The organism is Paenibacillus sp. J22P277 (assembly GCF_059383675.1).
Window position 1 is genome coordinate 365,484 of sequence record NZ_JBXENS010000005.1, and the last position, 25,315, is coordinate 390,798.

The 25,315-nt window shown below is 60.8% G+C and carries 18 protein-coding genes; 17 read left to right on the plus strand and 1 reads right to left on the minus strand.

The window, feature by feature from the left end; genetic code table 11:
* Positions 1–53 precede the first annotated feature (53 nt).
* From AC50YL_RS18760 to AC50YL_RS18790, 7 genes are all read left to right on the plus strand, one after another.
* Positions 54–977, plus strand: coding sequence for an ABC transporter permease (locus AC50YL_RS18760; RefSeq protein WP_494833815.1), 924 nt, complete (start codon positions 54–56; stop codon positions 975–977).
* Between the two features lie 11 nt (positions 978–988).
* The gene (locus tag AC50YL_RS18765) at positions 989–1,870 is read left to right on the plus strand and encodes a carbohydrate ABC transporter permease (RefSeq protein ID WP_494833817.1); all 882 of its coding nucleotides are present in this window, start codon (positions 989–991) and stop codon (positions 1,868–1,870) included.
* A 51-nt stretch (positions 1,871–1,921) separates the two neighbouring features.
* Positions 1,922–3,046, plus strand: coding sequence for a glycoside hydrolase family 88 protein (locus tag AC50YL_RS18770; protein ID WP_494833819.1), 1,125 nt, complete (start codon positions 1,922–1,924; stop codon positions 3,044–3,046).
* 420 nt (positions 3,047–3,466) lie between these two features.
* Positions 3,467–5,809, plus strand: a complete 2,343-nt coding sequence (locus tag AC50YL_RS18775; RefSeq protein WP_494833820.1) for a helix-turn-helix domain-containing protein — start codon at positions 3,467–3,469, stop codon at positions 5,807–5,809.
* 14 nt (positions 5,810–5,823) lie between these two features.
* The gene (locus tag AC50YL_RS18780; RefSeq protein WP_494833821.1) at positions 5,824–7,452 is read left to right on the plus strand and encodes an extracellular solute-binding protein; all 1,629 of its coding nucleotides are present in this window, start codon (positions 5,824–5,826) and stop codon (positions 7,450–7,452) included.
* Between the two features lie 185 nt (positions 7,453–7,637).
* Complete coding sequence (locus AC50YL_RS18785) at positions 7,638–8,054, plus strand: Rrf2 family transcriptional regulator (RefSeq protein WP_494833823.1); 417 nt, start codon at positions 7,638–7,640, stop codon at positions 8,052–8,054.
* A gap of 91 nt (positions 8,055–8,145) precedes the next feature.
* Positions 8,146–9,003, plus strand: a complete 858-nt coding sequence (locus AC50YL_RS18790) for an SDR family oxidoreductase (protein ID WP_494833825.1) — start codon at positions 8,146–8,148, stop codon at positions 9,001–9,003.
* A 172-nt stretch (positions 9,004–9,175) separates the two neighbouring features.
* Here AC50YL_RS18790 and AC50YL_RS18795 read toward each other — a convergent pair whose 3' ends face one another.
* Entirely contained in the window at positions 9,176–11,194 is a 2,019-nt protein-coding gene (locus AC50YL_RS18795) for a S9 family peptidase (RefSeq protein ID WP_494833827.1), read from the minus strand.
* 417 nt (positions 11,195–11,611) lie between these two features.
* Between AC50YL_RS18795 and AC50YL_RS18800 the strand changes: the two genes are divergently transcribed.
* From AC50YL_RS18800 to AC50YL_RS18845, 10 genes are all read left to right on the plus strand, one after another.
* Positions 11,612–13,456 (plus strand): sensor histidine kinase, encoded by a 1,845-nt coding sequence (locus AC50YL_RS18800; protein WP_494833829.1) that lies wholly within the window; start codon positions 11,612–11,614, stop codon positions 13,454–13,456.
* Positions 13,453–14,988 carry a response regulator transcription factor gene (locus AC50YL_RS18805; protein WP_494833830.1) on the plus strand — a complete coding sequence of 512 codons (1,536 nt, stop codon included), beginning with the start codon at positions 13,453–13,455 and terminating at the stop codon, positions 14,986–14,988. Before AC50YL_RS18800 ends, AC50YL_RS18805 begins: the two co-directional genes overlap by 4 nt.
* 156 nt (positions 14,989–15,144) lie before the next feature.
* A complete protein-coding gene (locus AC50YL_RS18810) occupies positions 15,145–16,098 on the plus strand; it encodes an ABC transporter permease (RefSeq protein WP_494833831.1) in 954 nt (317 codons plus the stop codon).
* Positions 16,099–16,110: 12 nt separating this feature from the next.
* A complete protein-coding gene (locus AC50YL_RS18815) occupies positions 16,111–16,986 on the plus strand; it encodes a carbohydrate ABC transporter permease (protein ID WP_494833833.1) in 876 nt (291 codons plus the stop codon).
* A 46-nt stretch (positions 16,987–17,032) separates the two neighbouring features.
* Entirely contained in the window at positions 17,033–18,700 is a 1,668-nt protein-coding gene (locus AC50YL_RS18820; RefSeq protein ID WP_494833835.1) for a type 2 periplasmic-binding domain-containing protein, read from the plus strand.
* Positions 18,701–18,837: 137 nt separating this feature from the next.
* The gene (locus AC50YL_RS18825; protein WP_494833837.1) at positions 18,838–21,813 is read left to right on the plus strand and encodes a sugar-binding protein; all 2,976 of its coding nucleotides are present in this window, start codon (positions 18,838–18,840) and stop codon (positions 21,811–21,813) included.
* A 238-nt stretch (positions 21,814–22,051) separates the two neighbouring features.
* Positions 22,052–22,651 carry a histidine phosphatase family protein gene (locus tag AC50YL_RS18830; protein ID WP_494833839.1) on the plus strand — a complete coding sequence of 200 codons (600 nt, stop codon included), beginning with the start codon at positions 22,052–22,054 and terminating at the stop codon, positions 22,649–22,651.
* A gap of 204 nt (positions 22,652–22,855) precedes the next feature.
* The gene (locus AC50YL_RS18835) at positions 22,856–23,758 is read left to right on the plus strand and encodes a hypothetical protein (protein WP_494833841.1); all 903 of its coding nucleotides are present in this window, start codon (positions 22,856–22,858) and stop codon (positions 23,756–23,758) included.
* 56 nt (positions 23,759–23,814) lie between these two features.
* Positions 23,815–24,582, plus strand: a complete 768-nt coding sequence (locus tag AC50YL_RS18840) for an ABC transporter ATP-binding protein (protein WP_494833843.1) — start codon at positions 23,815–23,817, stop codon at positions 24,580–24,582.
* Complete coding sequence (locus AC50YL_RS18845; RefSeq protein ID WP_494833845.1) at positions 24,554–25,306, plus strand: DUF2705 family protein; 753 nt, start codon at positions 24,554–24,556, stop codon at positions 25,304–25,306. Before AC50YL_RS18840 ends, AC50YL_RS18845 begins: the two co-directional genes overlap by 29 nt.
* Positions 25,307–25,315 lie beyond the last annotated feature (9 nt).

Here is a 25,315-nt window from a genome sequence, read left to right on the forward strand (position 1 = left end):
GGAGAGGGCGTTGCCGCCCTCTCCGAACGAAACGAGGTGAACGCTTCCTAGCCATGGCCAATCCGCAGACGCGCAAGAACCGCTTCGCCCGGGATTTCATGCTGAACAAATACTTGTATCTGATGATGCTGCCGGTTATCGCGTATTACGCCGTGTTTCACTACGCTCCCATGTACGGGGCGCTGATCGCCTTCAAGGACTATTCTCCGATGAAAGGCATATTGGGCAGCGACTGGGTCGGCCTGAAGCATTTCGAGGATTTCTTCCGCAGCTATTATTTCCTGCGCATCCTGAAGAACACGCTGCTGATCAGCCTGTACTCGCTGCTCTTCGAGTTCCCGGCGCCCATCGTCCTGGCGCTGCTCATCAACGAAGTGCGGCACCGCGCGTTCAAGCGCACCGTGCAGACGATTACGTACATGCCGTATTTCATCTCGCTGGTCGTCATCTGCGGCATCATCACGGACTTTACCAATGCCGACGGCTTGATCAACCGCGTCTTCACCTGGCTCGGCTACGACGGCCAGGCGATGCTGCAGAAGCCCGACCTGTTCCGGCCGATCTATATCCTGTCGGAAATCTGGCAGCGAATCGGCTGGGAGTCGATCATCTATATCGCGGCCCTGATGAGCATCGACCAGGAGCAGTACGAGGCGGCGCGGATGGACGGCGCCAGCCGGTTCAAGCAGATCTTCTACATTACGCTGCCGGGCATCATGCCTACCATCGCGATCATGCTCATCCTGCGGATGGGCAACCTGCTCAACGTCGGCTTCGAGAAGATCATTCTGCTTTACAATCCGGTCACGTACGAGAAGGCCGACGTCATCTCGTCCTTCGTGTACCGCAAAGGCCTGCTCGAGTTCGGATGGAGCTACAGCTCCGCCGTCGGCCTGTTCAACTCGGCGATCAATCTTGTCCTGCTCGTGCTCGCGAATTACATTAGCCGCAGAGTGAGCAAGAACAGCTTATGGTGAGGTGAGATAGGATGAAAACGCAAGCGGGCGTGCTTGACAGGACCTTCGATATCGCGGTCTACGCCGTCCTGATTCTGCTCGTCGTCGTCACGCTGTACCCGCTGCTCTACGTGCTGTTCGCCTCGCTCAGCGACGCCGGACAGCTTATCGCCTACAAGGGCATCCTCTGGAAACCGCTCGGTTTCAGCCTGGAGGCGTACAAGAGCGTCATGGCGAACCCGGGCATCGCGATCGGCTACCGCAACACGCTCTTCATCGTCGTGGCCGGCGTCATCGTCAACCTGTTCGTGACGGCGCTGGGCGCCTACGTGCTGTCCCGGAAGAACGTCCTGTGGAACAACGCGTTCATGTTCATCATCGTGTTCACGATGTTTTTCGGCGGCGGCCTGATCCCGCTCTATCTGGTCGTGAAGGGCGTCGGCCTGCTTGACTCGCTCTGGTCGACGATCATTCCGTTCTCGGTCAGCACCTTCAACCTGATCATCATGCGGACGGCGTTCATGGGCATCCCCGACAGCCTCGAGGAGTCGGCCAAGATCGACGGCGCGAACCATTTCACGATCCTGTTCCGCATCATTATCCCGCTGTCGATGCCGGTCATCGCCGTCATGATCCTGTATTACGCGGTCGACAAATGGAACGGATGGTTCTACGCCTCGGTGTTCATCAAGAGCAGGGAGCTCTTCCCGCTGCAGCTCGTGCTCCGGGAGATCCTGATCGCCAATTCCACCGACAGCATGTCGGCCGGCGCTTCGGCCGGCGACCGGTTCCAGCTCGGCGAGACGATCAAATACGCGACGATCATGGTCGCGACCGTTCCGATTTTATGCGTTTATCCGTTCGTGCAGCGGTTTTTCGTGAAGGGGGTCATGGTCGGTTCGTTGAAAGGATAACATAGCCGCGCGGGACGAACGGCGCGGAGGCATACGAAGGGAGAAGCGCGCATGAACGCGAATTGGAACGATGCCGGGGCTCGGGCCGCATGGGAGCGGATCCGCGGCAAGGCCGACATGATGCTGGCGGCCATGGGAGACCGGTCGCCGCATGTCGCCGGGGAAGACGGGAAATACGACGATACGAGGATCGATTGGTGGACGTCCGGCTTCTGGCCGGGCATGCTGTGGCTCGTCTACGACATGACCGGCGACGCGCAGTACAAGGATGCCGCATGGAGCTGGGACGAGCGGCTCGAGCGGCTGTTCCTGCAGCCGAACCGGTTCTCCCACGACGTGGGCTTTCAGTTCCTGCCGACGGCGGTGTTCAAGCATCTGCTGACGGGCGACGAGGACGCGAGGCGAAGAGGGCTGTTCGCGGCGAACTTCCTGGCGGGCCGCTACAATCCGAAAGGCCGCTTCATTCGCGCCTGGAACGGGAACAGGATCGGCTGGGCGATCGCGGATACGGCGATGAACCTGTCGCTGCTGTACTGGGCGGCGAAGGAAAGCGGCGATCCCCGCTTCGCGCATATCGCGACGGCGCATGCCGACACGGTCGTCAGGGAATTTATCCGCGCGGACGGATCGGTGCATCATATCGTCCGCTTCGATCCGGACACCGGCGCGCGCGCGGAGGCGATCGGCGGTCAAGGCGCGGCGCCGGAATCCGCCTGGAGCCGAGGCGCAGCGTGGGTGATCTACGGCATGGCGAACGCGTTCCGGCATACGGGCGATGCGGCGTATCTCCGCGCGTCGCGGCGGGCGGCGAATTTCTTCCTCGCGCATCTGCCGGACGACGGCGTCCCGCATTGGGACTTCCGCTCGGGCGAGGACCCGGACGGCGAGCCGCGCGACAGCTCGGCGGGCGCGATCGCGGCGTCGGGCCTGCTCGAGCTCGCGGACTTGCTTCCGGCCAAGGAAGGAACGGGCTGCCGCGCGGCGGCGGAGCGGATGCTGTCTTCGCTGTGCGAACGATACGCGACGTGGCATCTCGCGGATCATGAAGCGATTTTGCTGCACGGTACCGGTCACAAGCCGGCCGGGCAGAACGTGAACGTCTCGCTCATCTACGGCGATTATTTCTTCGTCGAGGCAGTCGCGAAGCTAAACGGCTGGAACCGCCGCATCTTCTGACCGGTTGGCGGGTCCCGGCGGCCGGGACGGCTAGAGCGACATGCCGGTCAGGTGCTCGGCGAACCGTCGGCGCCAGGCATCCGTAGACGGTCGGACGAACAACATCACGAACCTGCGCTCGGGAGAACCGTCGACGCCAGGCGGCCGGAGAAGCCCGGAGCGACATGCCGGCCCGGTGCTCGGCAGAACCGTCGGAGCCCGGCGCACGCATTTTGCTGTACGCTAAACGCACCCGAAAGGACGCCGGTCGTCCCTTCGGGCCGTTTGCGTGTCCCGATATTCGCGTGCCGAGCGGCGCTCTTGAAGCTTTTGTAAATCGCTTTGTCATTTTTACCCATTCCGGAAAGCCGGATCGAATCGTTATAATAGAGCTCTGAACATGCCCGGTTAGTTCGAACTGACGGTGAAGGGAGCTTGTCGATGATTCGTGGCATCTGGCAGAAACGGAAAAGCATCGTCTTCGCGTGGTTGTTGTCCTACAGCGCGGTCCTCTTCGTCCCGATCGTGATCAGCCTGGTCATCTATTCGCAGGCCAGCCATGCGCTGAAGAGCGAGATCCACCGCGCCAACGATTCCCTGCTCAAGCAGATGCGCTATACGATCGACAACCAGGTCGACCTGATGAAACGGCTCGACACGGAGATCACCTGGAACGACAAGCTGCAAAATCTCATGTATTCCAATAAACCGGCCAAAGAGGCGCCGTTTACCGCGTACCAGCTGGTGAAGGAATTCCGGCTGTATAAAACGTCCTATGCCTCGATCGACGAATTTTACGTCGTATGGGATCAAGGCGGGTCCGTCCTGCGGCCGGGCAACATCCGGGACATGCGCACGGCGTTCCGCACGCTGCACGATACCGGGACCATGACCTACGACGCGTGGACGGAGACGATTCGTGCGGCGGGGGCGAACCGCTTCGCGGTGCTCCCGCATCTGGACGCGGCGCCTTCGAAGTCGTCCATCGCCTACATTACTCAGCTGCCGAACGATCTGAACGGGAGGAAGACGGGGACGGTCGTCGTGATGGCGGACGCGGCCAGGTTCCAGCAGGCAATCGAAAGCGTGTCGGGCTTCAGCGGGGGGCTGCTGCTCATCCTGAACAAGGACAACGAGATCCTGCTGTCGAACCGCCAGGACGCGCCCGAGCTGCAGCCCTTCATGGACGGAGGGCATGTCCGCCTCTCCTCTTCGCGGATCGGCGATTCGGAGCTGTTCTACATTCCGTCCGCCGTCTCGGATCTGAAATACGCGCTGATCTTCCCGAGCGCCCTCTATTGGGAGAAGGCCGAATACGTCCGCAGCTTCACGTTCGTCAGCATCCTGATCAGCTTGATCGGCGCGGGCATCCTGACCTGGTTCTTCACGCGGCGCAATTACACACCGATTCAAGCACTTGTGCAATCGCTTACAGACCGGAACGAGCCGGCTCAGCGGGAGGATGCCAACGAGCTGCGCTTCATCCAGCGCGCGATCCTGAACGCGCGAAGCGAGAAGGACAAGATCGCGCTGCAGCTGCAGAAGCACCAGCAGACGCTTCGCTCCAACATGATCCACCGGCTGCTGAAAGGCAAGCTCGATGCGCCCGTCCCATACGAGGAAGCGTTCCGCTCGTTCCATATGCCGCTGCCGTCGCATGAGTTCGCGGTCATCCTGTTCGTGGTGGAGAACGAAGAGAGCCTGTACGCGAAGCTGCCGGGCATCGACCTGAACGAAAGAAGCCGGCTCATTCCGTTCATCATCGGCAACGTCGTCGAGGAGCTGGCCATGCAGCGGCAGCATGCGGGGTACGTGGCCGAGGCGGACGACATGATGGTCTGCCTCGTCAACTTGGCGCCGGACGTGCCGCATGTCCGGGAGGAACTGCAGGCGATCGCCTCGGAGGCGCAGCAATTCCTGCGGCGGTACGAGATGGAGCTGACGATCGCCATCAGCGGCAGCCATTCCTCGTGGGCGGGCATCGCGGTAGCCTACCAGGAGGCGGTCGACGCGATGGAATACAAGATGGTGCTCGGGAAGAAGGGGATCATCGCCTACGAGGATATTCGCCGCGACCCCGCGGAGTCGGTCAGCTCCGGCTATTACTACCCGCTTCAGGTCGAGCAGCAGCTGATCAATTTCATCAAGGCCGGCGATCTGGAGCAGGCTTCCGCGTACATGAACGAGATCACGGAGCGCAATTTCGGCAAGCCGGTCATGCCGCTCACTCTGGCGCGCTGCCTGATCTTCAACATGGTCGGCACGATGGTCAAGGCGATCAACGAGCTGGGCGACGGGGACGGCAGCGGCATCTGGGAGGACAATCCGCTCTGGATGGACAAGATCATCGCCTGCGACACGATCCACGAGATGCGGGAGGAGCTGCGGTCGCTGCTCGCGGACGTGTGCGCCTTCGCCGCCGCGAAGCGCGCGAGCGGCGTGTCGATGGAGCGGGAGGGCTCGCTTCGCGAGTTGATCGCCGGGGTGATGCGGTTCATCGAGGACCAATACACGGACGCGAACCTGAACGTAAACGCCATCGGCGAACGGTTCGACCTGAAGGGAAGCTACCTGTCGCGGCTGTTCAAAAATCAGACGGGCGAGGGGCTGCTCGACTGCATTCATAAAACGCGCATCCGGCAGGCAAAGGAAATGATCCGGTCGAAACAAGAATCCATCAACGAAATATCGAAGCTCGTCGGTTACAACGACGCGGCGACGTTCATCCGGGTGTTCAAGAAATACGAGGGCATCACGCCGGGCAAGTATAAGGAAGTCTGTTAGAGGGGGCGATCGGCATGAAGAGGACATTCGCTTGGCTTGCGGCTGCCGCGGCGGTAACCGCGGCGCTGCTGCCGCTTGCCGGCTGCATGAACGCAGCGGCCGTACCGCCGGCAGCGAAGAACGATGTGGCTGACAGCGAGACGGTCGCCGGCGGGGACGGGACGGCGCTGACTTACTGGGCCGAGCTGAACGGCAACGCGGCCAGCGCCAGGCCGAGCTTCCGGGACGTGCCCTTCTTCCAGGAATGGCAGCGCAAGACGGGCGTGAAATTAGACTTCATCCAGCCCCCGGCGAATCAGTCGAAGGAGGCGATCAACGTGCTTCTCGCGTCGGGCGAGCTGCCGGACATGATCGAGTACGATTGGATCAACTTTCCCGGCGGTCCGGAGAAAGCGATCAAGGACGGCTATATCCTGCGGCTGAACGACGCGATCGACCGCTACGCGCCGAATTTGAAAGCCTTCTTAAGCGCGCATCCCGACATCGACAAGCAGATCCGGACGGCGGACGGCAGCTATTACGCGTTCCCGTTCGTGCAGGACGACGACCGTCTGCGAACCTATCAGGGCCTGATCCTGCGAAAGGATTGGCTGGACGAGCTCGGGCTGGGCGTGCCGGAGACCATCGATGACTGGCATGCCGTGCTGCGGGCATTCAAGGAGCGCAAAGGCATCGAAGCGCCGCTTACTTTCCTCGGCGTGCCGAACCCGCTGTTCGGCATCGAGGGAGGCGCCTTCATCGGCGCTTACGGCATCAAGAAAGGCTTCTACCTGGAGAACGGCCAGGTGAAGTTCGGTCCGCAGGAGCCCGGGTACAAAGCGTTTCTGGCCTTGTTCCGCGATTGGTACGCCGAAGGCCTCATCGATCCGAATTTCGCCGCGGTCGATTCGGAGACGCAGGACGTCAGCATGCTGACGGGACGAAGCGGCGCTAGCATCTGGAACGCCGGCGCGGGAATCGGCACCTGGCTGCCGGTGCTGCGGCAGCGCGATCCGGCGGCAGAGCTGACCGCCGCGCCGTATCCCGTGCTGCATCAGGGAGAACGGCCGAAGTTCGGGCAGAAAGCTCCGTCCATCGGCTCGAGCGGCGGGGTGGCGATTGCCAAGACGAGCGCGAACGTCGAGGAAGCGGTCCGGCTGCTCGATTACGGCTACGGTCCCGAGGGCCACATGCTGTTCAATTTCGGCATCGAAGGGCTCAGCTACGAGATGAAGGACGGTTATCCGAAGTATACGGATCTCATATTGAACAATCCGGACAAGCTGGCGCCTTCGCAGGCGTTGGCGATGTATACCCGGGCCAGCTACAACGGGCCGTTCGTTCAGGATGTCCGCTACATGGAGCAGTATTACGCGATGCCCGAGCAGAAGGAGGCGATTCGCCTCTGGAGCAATACGGACACGGACGCCCATATGCTGCCCGCTACGCCGAAGACCGAGAAAGAGAGCGCGGAGCTGTCCGTCATCATGCAGGACGCGTCGGCGCTGGTGGACGAAATGTCGCTGAAATTCATTCTCGGCATCGAGCCGCTGGAGGACTTCGACGCCTATGCGGGCGCGCTGAAGTCGCTCGGCATCGACCGGGCGGTCGCGATTCAGCAGACGGCGCTCGACCGGTTCAAGCGACCGATCCCGGATGAATAGCGGGCGGGACGCCGGTCCGCGGAACGGCTCTTCTCCTGGGACGGTCGATCCCGGCGGAAAGGTTCTCGTTCCTCGGGTCGATTGGCCGATCTCGGAATAACGGTTGGTCATTTCTCCATAAATGGAAGTTTTTATTGACGCAGGCTGCCGTTGTAACTATACTGGTTATATCGGTGGTGACAATCATGAAGCAAATAAGCACCCGCTTTTCCATGGCCGTCCATATCCTATCCCTGATCGCGGTGAACGCGAACGAGATTACAGGGGATTACATCGCGGGCAGCGTAAATACCAATCCGGTGGTCATCCGGCGAATCATGGGCCTATTGAAAAAGGCGGGGCTGGTGGACGTGCGTCCGGGGGTAGGCGGCGCTTTCTTGCTCCGTACGCCCGACCAAATCACGCTGCTCGATATTTATCGCGCGGTGAACCTGCTCGACGATAACCGGCTGTTCGGCATTCACGAGGATTCGAATATTTTATGCCAGGTCGGACGCGGCATCGAGTCCGTGCTTCAGTCCGAATTGAGCGAAGCTCAGACCGCCATGGAACGGCGGCTCGCGCAGACGACGTTGAGCCAGCTGACCGCAAAGTTCAGCTAAATGAGAGCTCGTAAAGAGCTTTTATTTATACAATCGTTGTAACCATAATGGTTATGTCGAAAAAACACGACGAGTTCGGGAGGGAATAATCATGAAGATGTTAGTTACGGGCGCGACGGGCAATTTGGGGACGTTGGTCGTCGAAGCGTTGTTGAAAACCGTGCCGGCGGATCAAGTGGCCGTGAGCGTACGCAATCCGGAAAAGGCGGAAGCATGGAAGGTTCGGGGCGTGGAGGTCCGTCACGGCGATTTCGAGAACCCGGAAACTTTGGATGCCGCATTCGAGGGCATCGACCGGCTGCTGATCATCTCGACGGTCGGGGACAACGAGACCAGAATGCGCCAGCATATCCGAGCGGTCGAAGCGGCCGAGCGAAACAACGTCGGGTTTATCGCCTACACCAGCGCTCCGAATGCCGGCAACAGCTCGTTATTCCTTGCCGTCGTTCACCGTGCCACGGAAGAAGCCATTATCAAAACCGGCATACCGTATTCGTTCCTGCGCAACAATTGGTACTTGGAGAATGAAACCGATACTATTCAAGGCGCGCTTGCGGGACATCCGTGGGTAACCTCCGCCGGATCCGGCAAAACCGGCTGGGCGCTGCGGCAGGAATACGCGGAAGCGGCCGCGGCGGTACTGTCGGGAACGGGTCACGAGAATACGGTCTACGAGCTCTCGGGCGAGCTTCTGACCCAAGACGAGCTCGCCGCGGCCGTCGGCGCGGCGATCGGCAAGGAAGTGCCCGTCCTGCGGGTCGACGATGCCCAATACGCCGAGATCATGACGAACGCAGGCGTCCCGGACTTCGTCGTTCCGATTCTGGTCGGAATCCAGCAGGGCATTCGGGAAGGCACGCTGGAGATCGAAAGCAATGATCTGGAGAAGCTGCTGGGCCGTCCGGCGACGCCGGTCGGCGAGGCCCTGGCTCGTCTTATAAACGCTTGACCACGTCGTAACAGAAGCCGGATGAGTCGCGGAAGTAACGCCGAGTCCTCGGATTCTGCTGAGCGCGCGGCAGACCGGCTATCGGGACCGTGGTAAGTCGATAACGAACGACAGGCAGCCGAGCGGACTCGGCTGCCTGTTGGGCGATTTGAACGGAAAACGATAGCTTAGCTTAATCGAATCGGATTGCCTGCCGATCGATATGCTCCTCGAACCAACGGACGATGTGATGCAGGCGCCTCGTCCGCAGATGCGGATGGCCGCTTCTCGACAGATTATGGTCCGCGCCGGGGAAACGGATCAGCTGCGTTTTTTTGCCGAGCCGCTTCAGGGCGGCGAACAGCTGCTCGCCCTGCTCGATCGGGCAGCGGAGATCCTGCTCGCCATGCAGGATGAGCAGCGGCGTGTCGATATGCTTGACATAGGCGAGCGGCGAATGGCGCCAGAGCTTTTCCGGATCGTCCCACGGATTGCCCCAGATTTGATCCTCGGTGAACATATGGCCGATATCGCTGACGCCGTAGAAGGAAATCCAATTCGATATGGAGCGCTGGGTGACCGCCGCCCGGAACCGGTTGGAGTGGCCGACGATCCAGTTGGTCATGAAGCCGCCGTAGCTGCCGCCGGTGACCCCGAGCCGGGAAGCGTCGATGAACGGGTAAGCATCGAGCACGTAATCCGTGGCTTCCATCAGATCCTGGTAATCGCGTCCGCCGTAATCGCCTCGGACCGTATTGACGTGAGCCTGGCCGTAGCCGTGGCCTCCGCGGGGATTCGTATAGAATACCGCAAAGCCGGCCGCCGTCAGCAGCTGGAATTCCAGCATGAAGGTATGCGCGTACATCGCTTGCGGACCGCCGTGAATCTCGAGCACGGCCGGAACCTTGGCGCCTTCCTTGAAATCGTTCGGCTTCATGAGCCAGCCTTGGATCGGCCAGCCGTCCGAGGCTTGGAAGGCGAAGCTTTCGGGCGTACTGAGCGCAAGCTCCGACCACAGCTCCCCGTTGCAGCGGGTAAGGCGACGTTCCTCCGAAACAGACGGATCGAAGCGGAATAGGTCTCCGGGCTGCAGCGGATCGGCGGCGGCGAAGATGATATTTTCCTCCGCGGTCAGGTCGAATTGATAGATCTCGCGTTCGCCGGTGACGACGAACTCGCAGGAAGAGCCGTCAAGCGCGAAGCGGCCGATATGGACGCTGCCGTCGCGGCTCAATTGGAGATAAACCGATTGCCCGTTCTTGCTGAACAGGGGCGGGGATCCGGCGCCGGCTCTCATATCGCTGATCGCGACATGGCCGAGCTGGACGTCCAGGTCCTTGAACAAGACGACGGCTTCTCCGCCGGAGACCGGCACTAGGCGGATTCTGTCCAGCGTGGCGAAGCCGAATCCCAGGTCGCCGGCGATCAAGAGAATCCGCTCGCCGTCCGGCGTGAAGGCGATCGAGTGGATGTCCAGCGTCCCGTCGGTGATCGCGGCGGCGGATCCGCCCGAACGGTCCATGACGAATACCTCGCTCGTGAGCCTGAGATCAGGATCGGGATACCGCTCGGAGGCAACGCCGGCGCTGTAGGCGATCCGCTCGCCGTCCGGCGACCAAGCGAAGGCGCTCACGTCGAAATTCCCTTCCGTCAGTTGCGTGCAGGCTTCCGTTGCCCGATCGACGAGATGCAGATGGGTACGGCGTCCGTTCCAGAGCCCTCGTCCGTCGGCCTTGAAGTTCAACCGGTCGAAGATCTGCTCTTCGGGGGGCTTGGCAGTTCCTTCGCCTGCACTTTCCCGGTCATCGGCGGCGCCGGAAGCGGCGGCTTCGCTCTTGATGAGCAGGAACTTGCCGTCGGGCGACCACTTGAAGGCGCCGACGCCGTGCTTCAACGCGGTGACGGGGCGCGCTTCCCCGCCGCGGGCAGGCATGGCCCACACCTGCGGCTTATCGTCCTTCTTGCGCAGGAACGCAAGCTCCGAGCCGTCCGGCGACCAAGCCGGCGCGGCGTCCGCCTCGCCGGACGTGAACGGGACCGACTCGCGGCCTTCGGCATCGAGCAAGCGGATATGAGAGCGGTAACCGTCATGCTTCTCGTTGACGGATCTCAGCACGTAAGCAATCGCGCCGCTTGCGGGAGATACCGCCGGATCGTTGATCCAGTTGATCTTGTATAAATCCTCTGCAGTCAAGTAACGTTCGTTGCCCATGAATCTTCCTCCTCGTCGTCAGATCCTCCCCATTATCCCAAATTCGCATGAAAAAGGCACTAGTTTATCCCAATTCATCCCAGATTATATGTTATTTTATCTGACATCGCTATCGACGTCGCTAACATTACGCTTATCCATTATGCCGCGAGCCGGATAGGGCAGCGGATGGCTTGCACCGTCGCGAGCCGGAATAAACGGGTCGGGCCCGAATATACATGAGGTGCGGAGATCGCGGCGAGCTCCTGCGCGCCAGGCTGGGCATGCCGGAATCGGTAAGCGCTTGCGCGCCTTGCCGGGAGCCGGCAATCGAATACGCGATCGGTATCCATACGCCCATACGAACCGTGCGGCAGTTCATGCCGCACGGTTTTTGAATCGTGAAGGCCAACCCATAAAGCGAGGCGGTGCGTCGCGATGCACAAACCATGGAAAAACAGCTTTAAAGTCAAGCTGCTGCTCGGCATATCGGCGATTATCCTGTGCACGTTCACGATGGCCGGCGTCGTCTCGTACCGGACGCATCTGCGCCTGTTCGAGGACGAAGTAAGCGGCCGGTACGTGAAAGCGAGCGAACAGGCCATGGCCCAGCTCGACTTGCGCATCCGGGAGCTGACGCGCATCTCCAGCTACGTCGTCTTCAACCCGACGATCGAGCGGAACGTGACGAAGCTGTCGCGGGACCGGAACGTCGCACCCGCGGACCGCTACGCGATGCAGAGCCAGATCAGCACGGAGCTCGGCCAAGTGAAGTTCGACGCGCCGCAGGTGCTGTCGCTGTATTTGTTCGACTTGTCCGGCCGCAATTATTATTACGGCTTGATGCGCGAGTCCGTCGAGACGATCGAAGGCGACGCGTTCCGGGACATCCTCGGCAAGGTGCAGGCGTCCGGCGGCGAGATGGTGTGGATGAACAAGCGGCTGCCGAGCCATATCGAGAAGAGCGGGTATCGCGACGTGATTATCGCCGCGCAGTGGATGCGCAGCAAGTTCATCATCGAGAGCGATTCGGAGCAGCTGGACGCCGGCTACGCCGAGGACGGCGACGGGGGCATGTACGGCATGATGGTGATGGTGATCGATCAATACTTTCTCGCGCGCTCGTTCCGCGAGATCATCGGCACCGACGGCTCGGGCAGCGTGTATTTGTTCGACCGTCACGACGGCCTGCTGTATGCGAACGACGAGCGGACGGCAGCGGCCGCAGCGGCGGAGTTAAAGGAGAGCCATGCCGACGGCATCGAGAAAGCGGACGGATCCTCCTATTACGTGACGACGCATGAATCGCCGGATTCGGGATTCACGCTCGTCAGCCGCATCTCGATGGCCGATTTTCTCAAGAAAAGCCAGCTGATCCTGAAAATCAGCCTGCTGTCCGGCGGCATCAGCGTCCTGCTCAGCGCCATGCTGATCTTCCTGCTCAGCCACCGGCTGCTGCGGCCGCTCCGGGAGCTGGTGCCCGCGATGAAGACGATGCGGGAGGGCAAGTTCGACATTCGCGTCGAGCCGCGTTCGAACGACGAGCTCGGGCTGATCGCCGACAGCTTCAACGCGATGGCGGCGAACGTCAGCTCGCTCATCAAGGAGGTCTACCTGCGCCAGATCGGCGAACGGGAAGCGGAGCTGAAAGCGCTGCAGGCGCAGCTGAATCCCCATTTTCTGTACAATACGCTGAACGGCCTTTACTGGAAGCTGTACCTGCAGGACGACCGCGACACCGCGGGGCTCGTGTCCTCGCTGTCCGGCCTTCTGAAATATTCGCTGGAGCGGGTGCGGAAGCGGACGACGCTCCGGCAGGAGATGGAGCAGATCCGCCACTACATTCACATTCAGGAGGCGTTCGTGAGCAGCGGATTCATCGCCCGCATCGAGATGGACGAGGACGTCGCGGATTGCTTGACGCTGCGGCTCTTCCTGCAGCCGATCGTCGAGAACGTGTTCGTGCACGCGTTCCGCGATTCCCGCAACGAGCCGAAGACGCTGCACATACGGGCTTACCGGCTCGATGCGCGGTTGAAATTGGAAATCGCCGACAACGGCTGCGGCATGAGCGCGGACGAGATCGGCCGCATCCTGTCGGACGAGCCGGCGGATGGGCGGGTGCCGCTTGGCGTGCGCAGCGTCATGCGCCGCATCGATCTGACGTACGGCCCTCCTTGCCGGCTGGACATCGCCAGCGTGCCCGGAGAAGGCACGACCGTGCATCTGCTGCTGCCTTTCGAGACGGCGCGAGCGGACGAAGAAGGGGAGGCGGAGGCATGAACGGGACGCTGCTGATCGTCGAGGACCAGGCGTTTTTTCGCAAAGGCCTGCGCAAGCTGATCGAGGAGCATGCCATCGGCTGGACCGTGATCGGCGAGGCGGAGAACGGGCGGGAGGCGCTCACGCTGATCGCGCGTACGCCGCCCGACTTGATCCTGACCGATATCCGGATGCCCGGCATGGACGGGATCGCGTTGGCCGAGCATGTGCACCGGAACCGGCTCGACATCGCCCTGATCATGCTGACCGGGCATGAGGATTTCAAATACGCCCAGGCGGCGCTGCGGTACGGGGCGATCGATTTCCTGCTGAAGCCGTGCAACGAGGAGATGCTGATCGGCGTGCTTCGCAAAGCCTACGAGCATGTCCAAGGAAAACGGCAGCAGCAGCTGCGCCTGCTGGCGGGCGAGCGCTCCAATCAGGAGAGCCTGCTGCGCGCGCATCTGCTGCGGCTCCCGCACGATAAGGCCGCGGCCGCCCAAGCGGTGGAGCGCTGCCTGAGCAGGGAGCTGCTGTTCGTTCGCGTGGCGAGCTACCGTCCGGCGGATAAGCAATACCGGCAGCAGGATATGGAGCTGCTTCAATTCGCGCTGTTCAACATTATCGCGGAGCTGCTCGAAGCCGGCGGTTCGCGGTGGTCGTCGATTCCGCTCGCGTTCGACCGCTTCGCGTTGTTCGTGGACGGTCCGTACCCGGCGGGATTCGAATCGTCCGCCGAGCGCAGCGTGAGCCGGTTCCTGGGTCTTCGCTTGGAAGTGATTCCGGCCGGCCGGCTGGAGAAGCCCGGGGATCTGCTCGCGGCGTACGAACGGTTCCTGCCTGGTCCGGAGCCGCATGGCAGAGCGGCGGAACAGCCCGCGGGCCCAGCGCTGGAAGCGCCGGACCGCCAATCCAAGGCGAAGGAGCTGCAGGTGCAGCTTTCCTCGGAGATCGCGCTCGGCCGGGCGGACCGGTTGAAGCGCATGCTCGAGCTTGCGATTCGCCGACTGGCTTCGCTTGCCCCCGAGGATGCCAAGCTGGAGGCGCTGACGCTTGCGCTCGCCATGAAGGCGGCGGCCCGGCAATCGTTCGACGCCGGCGCGGAGGACCCCGCGTTCGGCGGCAGGCTGGAGGCGCTGCGCCAGACTTCCGGGACGGCCCAAACCGCGGCGTGGGCGGAACGGGAGGCCGAAGCCTTTCTCGCGGCGTACGGGGATTGGAGATCGGGCAAGAACCGGAACGCCGTGACGCGGGCGCTCGATTACCTGGAAGGGCATTATATGGAATCCTGCACGCTGAACGAGATGGCCGAACGGTTCTACATCAGCTCCGCGTACTTCAGCAAGCTCTTCAAGAAAGAGACGGGCGACAATTTCAGCACCTATTTGACACGGCTCCGCATGCGCAAGGCCGCAATGCTGCTGCTGAATACCGACATGAAGGTGTTCGAGATCGCTTCCGCCGTCGGCTATGACGATCCGAACTATTTCACGAACGTGTTTCGCATGCTTTACCGTCTCTCGCCCAGCGATTACCGCAAGCGGAAGCCGTGATTCGATCCTGCGCGGCCGCGTCGTTCCCGCCTGCGCCGATGCGCAAAAATTTATAGATTTTCGGCAATTATTTCAAGGCTGCCCCGCCTGCGCTCCCTTAGAATGAAGCCATGCACGAAAAGGTGCATCCATGCTCCGAGGGGGTGAGTGCCAACCATGGGCGTACACGCGACCGGAACGGAACCGGCTGCGCCGAAGGCGCGGCGGCGCGGCGGCGGGATCGGCGCGATCAGGCGCAGCGTGCCGCTGTATATCATGTTCGTCCCGGGGGTCGTTTTCTATCTGTTGTTCAAGTATTATCCGCTCGGGGGCCTCGTGATCGCCTTCAAAGACTACAACATGTACGACGGCATCCTGAAGAGTCCGTGGGTCGGGCTCGATAATTTCCGGATGCTGTTCAACCAGGCGCAGACCGTGCAGATCATCGGCAATACGCTCCTCCTCAGCGTGCTCGGCATCGCGATCGGGTTCCCGGTGCCGATCCTGCTGGCCGTCATGCTGAACGAGGTCCGGCGGATGTGGTTCAAGCGATTCGTTCAGACGCTCGTCTATCTGCCGCATTTCTTCTCTTGGGTGATCGTCTCCGGCATCGTGCTCGAGATGTTCTCGCAGGAGTCGGGGATCATCAACCACTGGGTCGCGGGCGTCTTCGGAGAACCGTATCCGTTCCTCTACAAGCCGTTTTCCTGGCTGGCGGTCTTCATCGGCTCGGGCGTATGGAAGGAAATGGGGTTCTCCGCGATCATCTATCTCGCGGCGCTGACCGCGATCGATCCTCATCTGTACGAATCGGCAAGCATCGACGGCGCGAGCAAATGGCAGCAAATTCGCCACGTATCCATCCCGGGCATCATGCCGACGATCGCGCTGCTGCTTATCCTGCAGGTCGGCAAGGTGATGGACGTCGGCTTCGATCCGGTCTATATGCTGTCGAACGAGAGCGTATCGAGCGTCGCGAACGTCATCAGCACCTACAACTACAGTGTCGGGATTCAACGCGCGCAGTTCAGCCTGACGACCGCGATGGGCCTGTTCGAGAACGCGGTCGGGTTCATCCTCGTCACCTTCGCGAACCGGATCGGGCGCCGGTTCAATCAACAATTATGGTAGGAGGCGAGGCCCGTGAAAAGCACATTCGGCGATAAGCTGTTTTACGCGTTCAATTATGCCGTGCTGACGCTGATCGGCCTCAGCTGCTTGTTCCCGCTGCTCCACATCATCGCCTTGTCGCTGAGCGAAGCCCATGCGGTCGAGTCGGGGCGCGTATCCGTCGCGCCGGTAGGCTGGGCGATATCGTCGTACAAGGCGCTGTTCGACAACACGCGGATCCTGCCCGCTTTCTGGAACAGCTTGGAGATTACGGTAGTCGGCACGGCGCTGTCGATGGCGGCGACGGTCTTGACCGCGTACCCGCTGTCGCGCGCGTTCTTCTACGGGAGGCGGCCGCTGACGCTCGCCATGGTGTTCACGATGCTGTTCGGCAGCGGACTCATACCGAACTACCTGGTCATGAGTCAATACGGGCTGATTAATTCGTACTGGGTACTCTGGCTGCCGGCGCTCATCAACACGTTCAACGTGCTCGTCATGCGCACCTTTTTCGAGGGCATTCCGGGGGAGATCGAAGAGGCGGCGAGGATCGACGGCTGCGGCGAATGGACGCATCTGCTGCGGGTCGTGCTCCCGCTGTCGCTGCCGGTGCTCGCGACGATCACGCTGTTCAACGCCGTGGGCTTCTGGAACGCGTTCATGAACGTGTTGATCTACATCAACGAGACGCGGAAATACAACCTGACGGTGCTCGTGCAGCAGATGATCCGGCGGGATTCCATCCTGGCCGGGGTAATGTCGGCCGATCCGGGCGATATCGCGAACGTGACGAACGAAGGCATCAAGGCGGCGGGCATCATGGTCATGATCGTGCCGATGCTGCTCATCTATCCGTTTCTGCAAAAATATTTCGTCAAAGGCGTCATGCTCGGCGCGGTCAAAGGCTGACGCTCAGCGCGGACCGGCTGTCCGGACGTCCCGAAAGGAGTACCCGATGATAAGGAAGCGTAGAAAATGGCTGTACGCCGCCACGGTTCTGGTGCTGGCGATCGCCGCAGGATGCTCGAACAACGAGCCTGCCCCGCAGCAGCCGCAGAATCAGCAGCAAAATCAACCGGACGACGGTCCGGACGCGCCGACGGCCGAGCGCAAGACGATTTCCTCCACGATCTACGACCGTTCCAACGTGCCGTCCACCGAAGGAACGACCGAAGAGAACCGCTGGACGAAATGGGTCAACGCGAACGGGCCGGTGGACGTCAAGTACGTCGCCGTTCCCCGCTACGAGTCGCGCCAGAAGCTGAACGTGCTGTTCGCGTCGGCAAGCGCGCCGGACCTGATCTTCGAATACGATCAATATATCAAAAATCCGCTGTACGACCAGAAGCAGCTGATGCCGATCGACGACATGATCGACAAGTACAGCACGGAATACAAGGCAATGCTGGCGGAGTACCCGATCCTGAAGAAGGTCGGCATGAAATCCGACGGCAAGCTGTACGAATTCGCGCGCTTGAACGAGGTCGTCCCGATACACGCCATCCTGATTCGCGAGGACTGGCTGAAGAAGCTGAATCTGGAGGTGCCGACGACGACCGAGGAGATGTACCGGGTCGCGAAGGCGTTCACGGAACAGGATCCGGACGGCAACGGGAAGAAGGACACCTACGGCATGGCGCTCAGCCTCCAGTCGGGCATCGTCATCGATCAGGTGTTCCAAGCGACGAACTGGATCGTCAAGGACGGCGGCGTGACGCGGAACTGGGATCATTTCAAGGCGGTCGCCGAGTTCAAGAAACGGCTGTTCGACGAAGGCATCGTCGACAAGGATTACTTGAACGACAAGAACGGCGTGAAAGCGAAGCAGGACTTCATCAACGGCAAGATCGGGATCTATCCGATCCAGCTGGATTGGTACAGCTTCACGATCAACGAGCTGGCCTCGCTCAAGAAGAACGTGCCGGACGCGGTCGTGACGCCGATCCCTTATCCGGCAAGCCCGGCGGGGCAGTTCAATCCGGCGTATACCAATCCCGTGCAAGCGACGGCGGTCGTCAACGCGCATGCGAAGGACCCGGAAGCCGTCATGCATTACGTCGATTTCCTCGTCAAGCCGGATACGGTCAAAATGCTGAAGTACGGCGTCGAGAACGAGCACTGGAAGCTGGGACCGAACGGATGCCCGCAGGTGATCGACACGGACAAAACCAAAACGGAGGTCAGCTACGACGTCGACCTGCAGATGCTGAGCTCCAGCATCCTGGACGCCAAATGCGGCAAGATCGGGAATAAGTTCAATCCGGACAATCCGATCGAGAAGGAAGGCCTCGCCATGTTCACGAAGGCGATGGACATCTACATGGATCCGAATAAGCCGTACGTCGAGATTACCCATCCGGAGCATATGCCGCAGATTCCGAAGGACATCGACGCCATCTCGGCCAACCTGACGAAGCCGATCGCCGACATTTGGGTCAAGGCGATTCTGAGCGGCAAGGACTATACGCCGGAGCAAGCGATGGCGGATGCCAAGGCGACATGGGAGAAAGGCGATGGCAAGAAGGTCGAAGCCTGGTTCGCGAATTGGTGGACCAACGACAGCCAGAACGCGTTCTTGGCTAAAGATATCATCGATATGATGAAGCAGCAAACCGGCAAATAGCGCCGGCAACGCGAGGATCGGTATGCGGGAAGCCTGCGGGAGGCAGCGACTTGTCTCCCGCTCGTTTCCGGCTATTATGCAAACGCTTACAAACAAGCTGTTCGACATCTGAGAGACTGATAATGGGGGAGTTCGACATGATTCGAAAATTAGGATGGATGATTACGTCTGCCGTCATGGCAGCGATGCTGCTGCTGCCTTCGGCGGCGTATCTCGCGGATGAACCGGCAGCGGATGAGCCGACCGCCGAGAGTGCGGCCGCGCCAGGCGCCGCCGAGGCGCCGAATGGTTTCGTCGACGAATTAAACGGCTTCGGCATGGCATACCAGCGCGGTAACCTGTACACGGAAAGCGGGACTCCCGCTTACTACGGCAACGACGCGACCCGCGCGGTCCGCAGCACGACGAGTACCGGTTACGTCGTCTATAAGACGGATTACGATATAACCTCGTTTGCGGTATACAGTTATTTTTTCACCGGCGTTACGGTCGCGCCGCACCGCATCTACGCCTCCGCCGACGGAACGACGTTCGCGGAAGCGGCGGCGAACGTCTATACGTCGGGGGAACCCGTCAGCAATTGGCAGCTTTACGCGTACGAGGGGCAGTCGCTGCCGGCCGGGACGCGGTACTTGAAGATCGAATTCGCCGGCGACGAGAAGTCGTGGACGCCGCAGCTGGCCAAGGTCGTGATCAACCGCAACACGGCGTCGGTCACGGCAAGCCCCGAAACGGGCGTTATCGGCTCCGAGCCGGTCTCGGTAGCGTTGTCAACGCCTTCGGCCGGCGCCGCCGTGTATTATCGAACGAACGCCGACCCCGTTTTCAAGCCGTACGCCGAGCCGCTCTCGCTGACGGCCTTCACGAAGCTCGACGCGTATGCCCAGCTGGACGGCATGGAGCCGAGTCCGATACGCGGCTATACGTTTTTCTCGCAAGCCGATATGCAGATCGACCGGTACGGTCAAGTCATCGGCGCGAGTTTCGCGGCGAAGGTGACGAGCGACGAGCAGCTTCGGAACGACGTCGCGGGCGACAGGGCGTATTACGGCAATCTGCGGAAGCCGGGCGATTTCGACGGTTTGGGCGGACTCGCCGGAAGCCGGAAGCCGCTCAAGCTGAAGGCCACCGGGTTTTTCAGCGTTCAGCAGGTCAAGGGCAAGCCGCAGCTGGTGACGCCGCAGGGGAACGTCTATTTCAGCATGGGCGTGAACGGCATCACGAACAACGAAACGTATACCAAAGTGACCGGCACGACCGACCGTCAAAAAATCTTCGAGTGGGTGCCGGACTTCAACGGCCCGTTCAACGGCGCTTTCATCGGCTCGAAAGACAATTTCTCGTACTTCATGGCCAATAAATACCGCAAGGCAGGCGCGATGCCGACGTTCAACCAGTTCTTCGCGGAGGCGACGGACCGGATCAAGAAATGGGGCTTCAACGGCATCGGCGCCTGGACGCCGTCTCCGCAGGCGCAGGCGAGCGGCATGCCCTACACGCTCGTGCTGCCCTTGAACGGAATGGCCAAACCGGCGGAGCTTAAAGTGTTCGATATCTTCGCGGACGGCGCGGTGCAGGCGATCGACGATGCATTCGCGAATTCGCTGCCGGCGCTGAAGGACGATCCGAACTTGATCGGGTACTTCGTCGACAATGAATACGCCTACGAGAAATTCATCAGTACCGTGCCGCGGCTGAAGGCCAGCACGACGGGGCTGAAGAAGCGCCTCGTGCAAATGCTGCAGGAGAAGTACGGCAATATCGCCGCGTTTAACACCAGCTGGAATACGACGTTCGCCGGCTTTACCGACCTGAACGAAACGCCGCTGTACATCGATACGCAGCAGGCGTCCGACGACGTCGATCAATTCTTCCGGCTTTATCTCGATACGTACTACGGCACGGTGAAGCAGCTGTTCGAGAAATACGATCCGAACCATCTGCTGCTCGGCGACCGATGGCTGACACTGCCGATGCAAAGCACGAAAATTCGCGGTATCCTTGCCGAAGAGGCCGGCAAGCACATGGACGTCATCAGCATCAACCATTATTCGCCGAACCTCGATAAGGCCATGCTGAAGGACGTGTACGAGAAATCCGGACACCGGCCGATCCTGCTGTCCGAGTGGAGCTACGGCACGGCCGAGCAGGGCCTTGCTCCGATCGTGCCGGGGTCGGCCGCTACCGAGCAGGACCGCGGCTGGCGGTACCGCAACTACGTGGAGGGCGCGGCGGCGCTCGGCTTCATCGTCGGCACGCACTGGTTCGATTATGTCGATCAGGCGGCGGGGGGACGCTACTTTCAGGGCATCGGCGGCGAGCATTACAACACGGGGCTCGTCAACGTGGCCGACCGGCCGTACAAGACGTTTCTCGACGCCGTGATGAAGACGAATAAAGGCGTCTACGACGTGCTGCTCGGCAAGAAGAAGCCGTTCTACCACGATTTCGGCGACAGCCCGGCAGGCGGCGAAGGGCGGAACCTGCAGATCGTGATTCCGTACACCTCCGCGCCGATTCCGATCGACGGCGTCCTGAACGGCTATGCCGGCGACGCGGGCGCGATGACGCTGACGGCGGAGAATCTCGCTTCGGGTACCGGCGGCGACGGCATCACCGGCGACTATCATTTGGCTTGGGACGAGAACAACCTTTACCTGACGGTGCTCGTGAAGGAACCGACGCCGATGATGAACAGTTATCAGAACAGCAATCTGTGGAAAGGCGACGGCATCGAGCTGTTCACGGGCCCGAGCGACTTGGCGCTCGGCGGCAGCCTGCAGTTCAGCGATCGGCAGCTGATCATCAGCGCAGGCGTCCTGAATAGCGCGAATTATTGGCTGTGGTTCAATACGGGCCACCAGCCGGCGATCGCGACGAACGTCCAGCCGACCGCCGACGGCCAAGGCTACGTGCTCGATGCGGCCATTCCGTGGACTTCGTTGAACATCGATCCGGCGAGCGGCCGGGAGTTTCTGTTCGACGCGGGATTCGACGACAGCGAGGACGGCATCAATCGGGCGCGCCAATGGGTCTGGAACGGCACGAGCAAAGACAATCTCGATCGCGGCTTGTGGGGGCTGGCGAAGCTTGCCGGCCCGCCGGCGCCGTAACCGGAAGCGGGCAATCGCTGCGACGGACCGCCGGTGCAGCAGGCTGTTTCTTGTAATGGATAGGCCGAGTAGAGTCCGCGCGAATAACGCGGGCTCTATTTGTTTTCGGCGATGCTGGGCCGGATCGTCATTCCTTACTTGGCAGAATGAGGGAAATGAATTAAAGTTAAAACTATATCTAATTAGATAAGTATTAAATTACTTTCCGGTCAGAACGATAAACGAAGGAGTTGAACCAATGAACGCGGATTTCTATCTCGTTAGGCATGGCAAAAAGGAACAGGGAACGGGCGATGTCCCGATATCGTCCGAAGGTATCTCGCAGGCCGAGGCGACCGCACGCCATTTTCGTGCCATGCGGATCAATCGAATCGCATACAGTCCATTAAAAAGGTCTGCGCAAACCGCCATACTCATCGCCAACGAAACCGCGGTGCCGGTTTCCGAGGATATTCGCCTGCGGGAGCGTGCCAATTGGGGAGACGTGCCCGGACAATCATTCGAAGCATTCGTCGAGTCGTGGGATCGCTGCACGCGTGAACGCGATTTTTTCCCGCCGGCAGGCGATTCGTCGAGGAAGGCAGGCGAACGCTTAGCTTCGTGCTTGTCGGACTTGGCCGTAGAACATCCAGGGGAAAAGATCCTGATCGTGACGCACGGCGGGCTGATTACCGATTTCTTGGTAAATGTCGTTCCCGAGGACGCGTTGCGAGCGATACATCCGAATTTTATCGCGGAACAAAGCAAATTGGTGGCCGAATGCTCGATTACGATCGTAAGCTGCCGTAATGGGATGTATACGCTGCGCGACTTCGCTTCCGTCGTTCATTTGCCGTAAGTGCGATCTGCCCAGGACACTCCCCGCGAGTGTCCTTTTTCGTGTTTGCGTGCACCGCGGACGTGCGCCTCGCGGCAGTTTAGAATTTTTTAAGAATTTGATTAGCTCGCCTTAATCCCGCTTTCTCGGCAGTTTAGAATCGGCGGCTATCATAAGTCGTGGGGAGCAAAGAGCGCTCCATAAAAACTTGGGAGGTAATACGATATGAGGAAGAAAGTCATGTTCATCGGAGCCGGCCTGACGATCGGCAGCGCGCTTCTGGTCACGTCCGCGTTCGCGAATATGGGAGGGGCGGACGGCTACGAAGCTTACAAATCCGCCATTAAACAGACGGCCGCGATCACGAGCGCAACCCATGGGATCACGGTGTCCGTTCAGGATAACGGGAACGAGCTGATCTCCGCGACGACGACGGTCAAGGAAAGCGAAACGGAGGGCGCCGTCAGCGGCCAAGCGGTCATTCGGGCCGGCGCGGCTCCGCAAACCTTCGACTTCTACAACCAAGCGGGCGAGCAAGTGTTCAAGGCCGGCGACAGCGACACGTACTACGTCGGTTCGAACGCCGACTGGTCGGCTCGCGGGGACCATGCGCCCAAGGATGCCGCGTTCGGCAAGGAGATGGAAAACGTCGTCGACGCCCTCGTCGGGAATTTGAAAAACCAAGTCGGCCTGAGCCGGTCCTCGGACGGCGGGCAAACGGTCGATCTGAAGCTGACCGGCTCGCAAATTCCGGCGGCCGCCAATATCATCGGCTCCATCCTCGTGAAGCAAGCGCTGAACGCGCATCCGGAGCAGGCCGAGTCAGGGACGCCGGGGTCCAATCCGTTCGGACTGGACATCGCGCAGATCGCAGCGGCATTGCCGAAGCTGACGGACGACATCAAGATCGCCGAGGTTGCGCTGCATGCCGCCATCGACGGAAGCAACTATCTCAGCAGCCAGAAAGTCGACTTCACGATTACCGGCAAGGACGCATCCGGCTTGGCGCATAAAGTCGTCATCGGCACGGACATGGCGCTGTCGAACATCGACGCGACGACGCCGGATCGCATCGACCTGACGGGAAAGAAAACGGAAGCCATGGAAGCAGGGCACCGCGGCCGTTGATCGCGAGACGGGAGAGCGGCCTCAAGGCCGTTCTCCCTATATAAGGAGGGAACACGATGAACGCAGAGATCGCGTTGGACATTCAAGGGCTTTCCAAGACCTACCGCAACAAGCGCGGCATCGACGATATTACGCTGCAGGTCGCTCGAGGCGACGTGTACGGCTTCTTCGGGCCGAACGGCGCCGGCAAGTCCACGGTCATGAAAATCATCGCCGGCCTGATCAAACCGGACCGCGGGCATGTCCGCCTGTTCGGGCACGACGTGCGCGAGCAATACGAGCTCGCCATGAGCGAGGCGGGCGTGCTGATCGAGAAGGCCGAAGCGTTCGAATATATGAGCGGCCGCCGCAATCTGGAGCTCGCGGCAAGGCTGTACCCGGGGCTGCCCAAGACGAGGATCGACGAGGTGCTCGATCTGGTCGGCCTCTCGGCAAGCGGCAGGGAGAAGGTCGGCCATTATTCGCTCGGGATGAAGCAGCGGCTCGGCATCGCCTGCGCGCTCGTGTCCAAGCCGAAGCTGCTTATCCTGGATGAGCCGACGAACGGCCTCGACATCGAGAGCATGGTCGAAGTCCGGGAGCTGATCAAGCGGCTGGCGGCGCAGGAGCGGACGACGTTCTTCGTCTCGAGCCATCTGATCTCGGAGATGGAGATGATCTGCAACCGGATCGGCATCCTGCACGAAGGCAAATTGATCCGCGAAGGCGGCATGGCGGAGCTGCTGCGGGAATCGGGACAGTCGCTCGAGACGTACTTCGTCGCGCAGCTTCGCATCGAAAGGGAGGAGGCGCGCCATGAATCTGCTGCTGGCCAGTACCATTAACGAATGGACGAAGCTGCGGTCGCGGAAGAAAACGATCTTCTTCCTGGCGTTGATCGCGCTGCTGCCGTTCCTCGGCCTGCCCGCCGTCATGAAGCTGCAGGGCGGCTTCGGCATCGCGGCCATCGCCGGATCGGATTATCCGATCACCGTCTTGAACCTGCTCGACTTGTTCGTGCTCCCGCTGCTGATCTTCATGTCGGCCGCGGACATGTTCTCTGGCGAGTTCGGCGACAAGACGATCCGGTCCGTGCTCGCCCGGCCCGTGAGCCGGTTCAAGATCTTCTTCGCCAAGCTGCTCGCCGCGTTCTCGCTCGTCGGCGCCGGGCTGGTGCTCGGCTGGTTATCCTCGGCGATCGCGTCATTCTTCCTGCCGCATGCGGACGGCCTGCCGCGCGCGCTCGCCGAATCGGCGCTGGCGTATGCGGTCACCGCCTTGCCCCTGTTCGCGATCTGCGCGGCCGCCGTCGTCGTCGCGCTGTTCTTCAAGCACGCAAGCGGCGCGCTGGCGATCTGCATCCTGGTCTACATGGCCGCCAAGCTGCTCGCCTTCGTGTTTCCGCAATATGCAGTTTGGCTCCCGACTGCTTACATGGATTGGCACGAGCTTTGGACCGGCAGCGCGGCGTCCGCCGGGAGGATCGCGACCGTCTTCAGCTATTTGCTGGGCTGTGGTATAGTTTTGAGTACATCGGGCTATTACGCGTTCGATAAAAAAGAAGTGTAGGGGACTCGT

Bases quoted from the DNA above. Each gene is read 5' to 3' on its own strand.
- AC50YL_RS18760 (WP_494833815.1), top strand. From the start codon at position 54: ATGGCCAATCCGCAGACGCGCAAGAACCGCTTCGCCCGGGATTTCATG.
- AC50YL_RS18765 (WP_494833817.1), top strand. From the start codon at position 989: ATGAAAACGCAAGCGGGCGTGCTTGACAGGACCTTCGATATCGCGGTC.
- AC50YL_RS18770 (WP_494833819.1), top strand. From the start codon at position 1,922: ATGAACGCGAATTGGAACGATGCCGGGGCTCGGGCCGCATGGGAGCGG.
- AC50YL_RS18775 (WP_494833820.1), top strand. From the start codon at position 3,467: ATGATTCGTGGCATCTGGCAGAAACGGAAAAGCATCGTCTTCGCGTGG.
- AC50YL_RS18780 (WP_494833821.1), top strand. From the start codon at position 5,824: ATGAAGAGGACATTCGCTTGGCTTGCGGCTGCCGCGGCGGTAACCGCG.
- AC50YL_RS18785 (WP_494833823.1), top strand. From the start codon at position 7,638: ATGAAGCAAATAAGCACCCGCTTTTCCATGGCCGTCCATATCCTATCC.
- AC50YL_RS18790 (WP_494833825.1), top strand. From the start codon at position 8,146: ATGAAGATGTTAGTTACGGGCGCGACGGGCAATTTGGGGACGTTGGTC.
- AC50YL_RS18795 (WP_494833827.1), bottom strand. From the start codon at position 11,194: ATGGGCAACGAACGTTACTTGACTGCAGAGGATTTATACAAGATCAAC.
- AC50YL_RS18800 (WP_494833829.1), top strand. From the start codon at position 11,612: ATGCACAAACCATGGAAAAACAGCTTTAAAGTCAAGCTGCTGCTCGGC.
- AC50YL_RS18805 (WP_494833830.1), top strand. From the start codon at position 13,453: ATGAACGGGACGCTGCTGATCGTCGAGGACCAGGCGTTTTTTCGCAAA.
- AC50YL_RS18810 (WP_494833831.1), top strand. From the start codon at position 15,145: ATGGGCGTACACGCGACCGGAACGGAACCGGCTGCGCCGAAGGCGCGG.
- AC50YL_RS18820 (WP_494833835.1), top strand. From the start codon at position 17,033: ATGATAAGGAAGCGTAGAAAATGGCTGTACGCCGCCACGGTTCTGGTG.
- AC50YL_RS18825 (WP_494833837.1), top strand. From the start codon at position 18,838: ATGATTCGAAAATTAGGATGGATGATTACGTCTGCCGTCATGGCAGCG.
- AC50YL_RS18830 (WP_494833839.1), top strand. From the start codon at position 22,052: ATGAACGCGGATTTCTATCTCGTTAGGCATGGCAAAAAGGAACAGGGA.
- AC50YL_RS18835 (WP_494833841.1), top strand. From the start codon at position 22,856: ATGAGGAAGAAAGTCATGTTCATCGGAGCCGGCCTGACGATCGGCAGC.
- AC50YL_RS18840 (WP_494833843.1), top strand. From the start codon at position 23,815: ATGAACGCAGAGATCGCGTTGGACATTCAAGGGCTTTCCAAGACCTAC.
- AC50YL_RS18845 (WP_494833845.1), top strand. From the start codon at position 24,554: ATGAATCTGCTGCTGGCCAGTACCATTAACGAATGGACGAAGCTGCGG.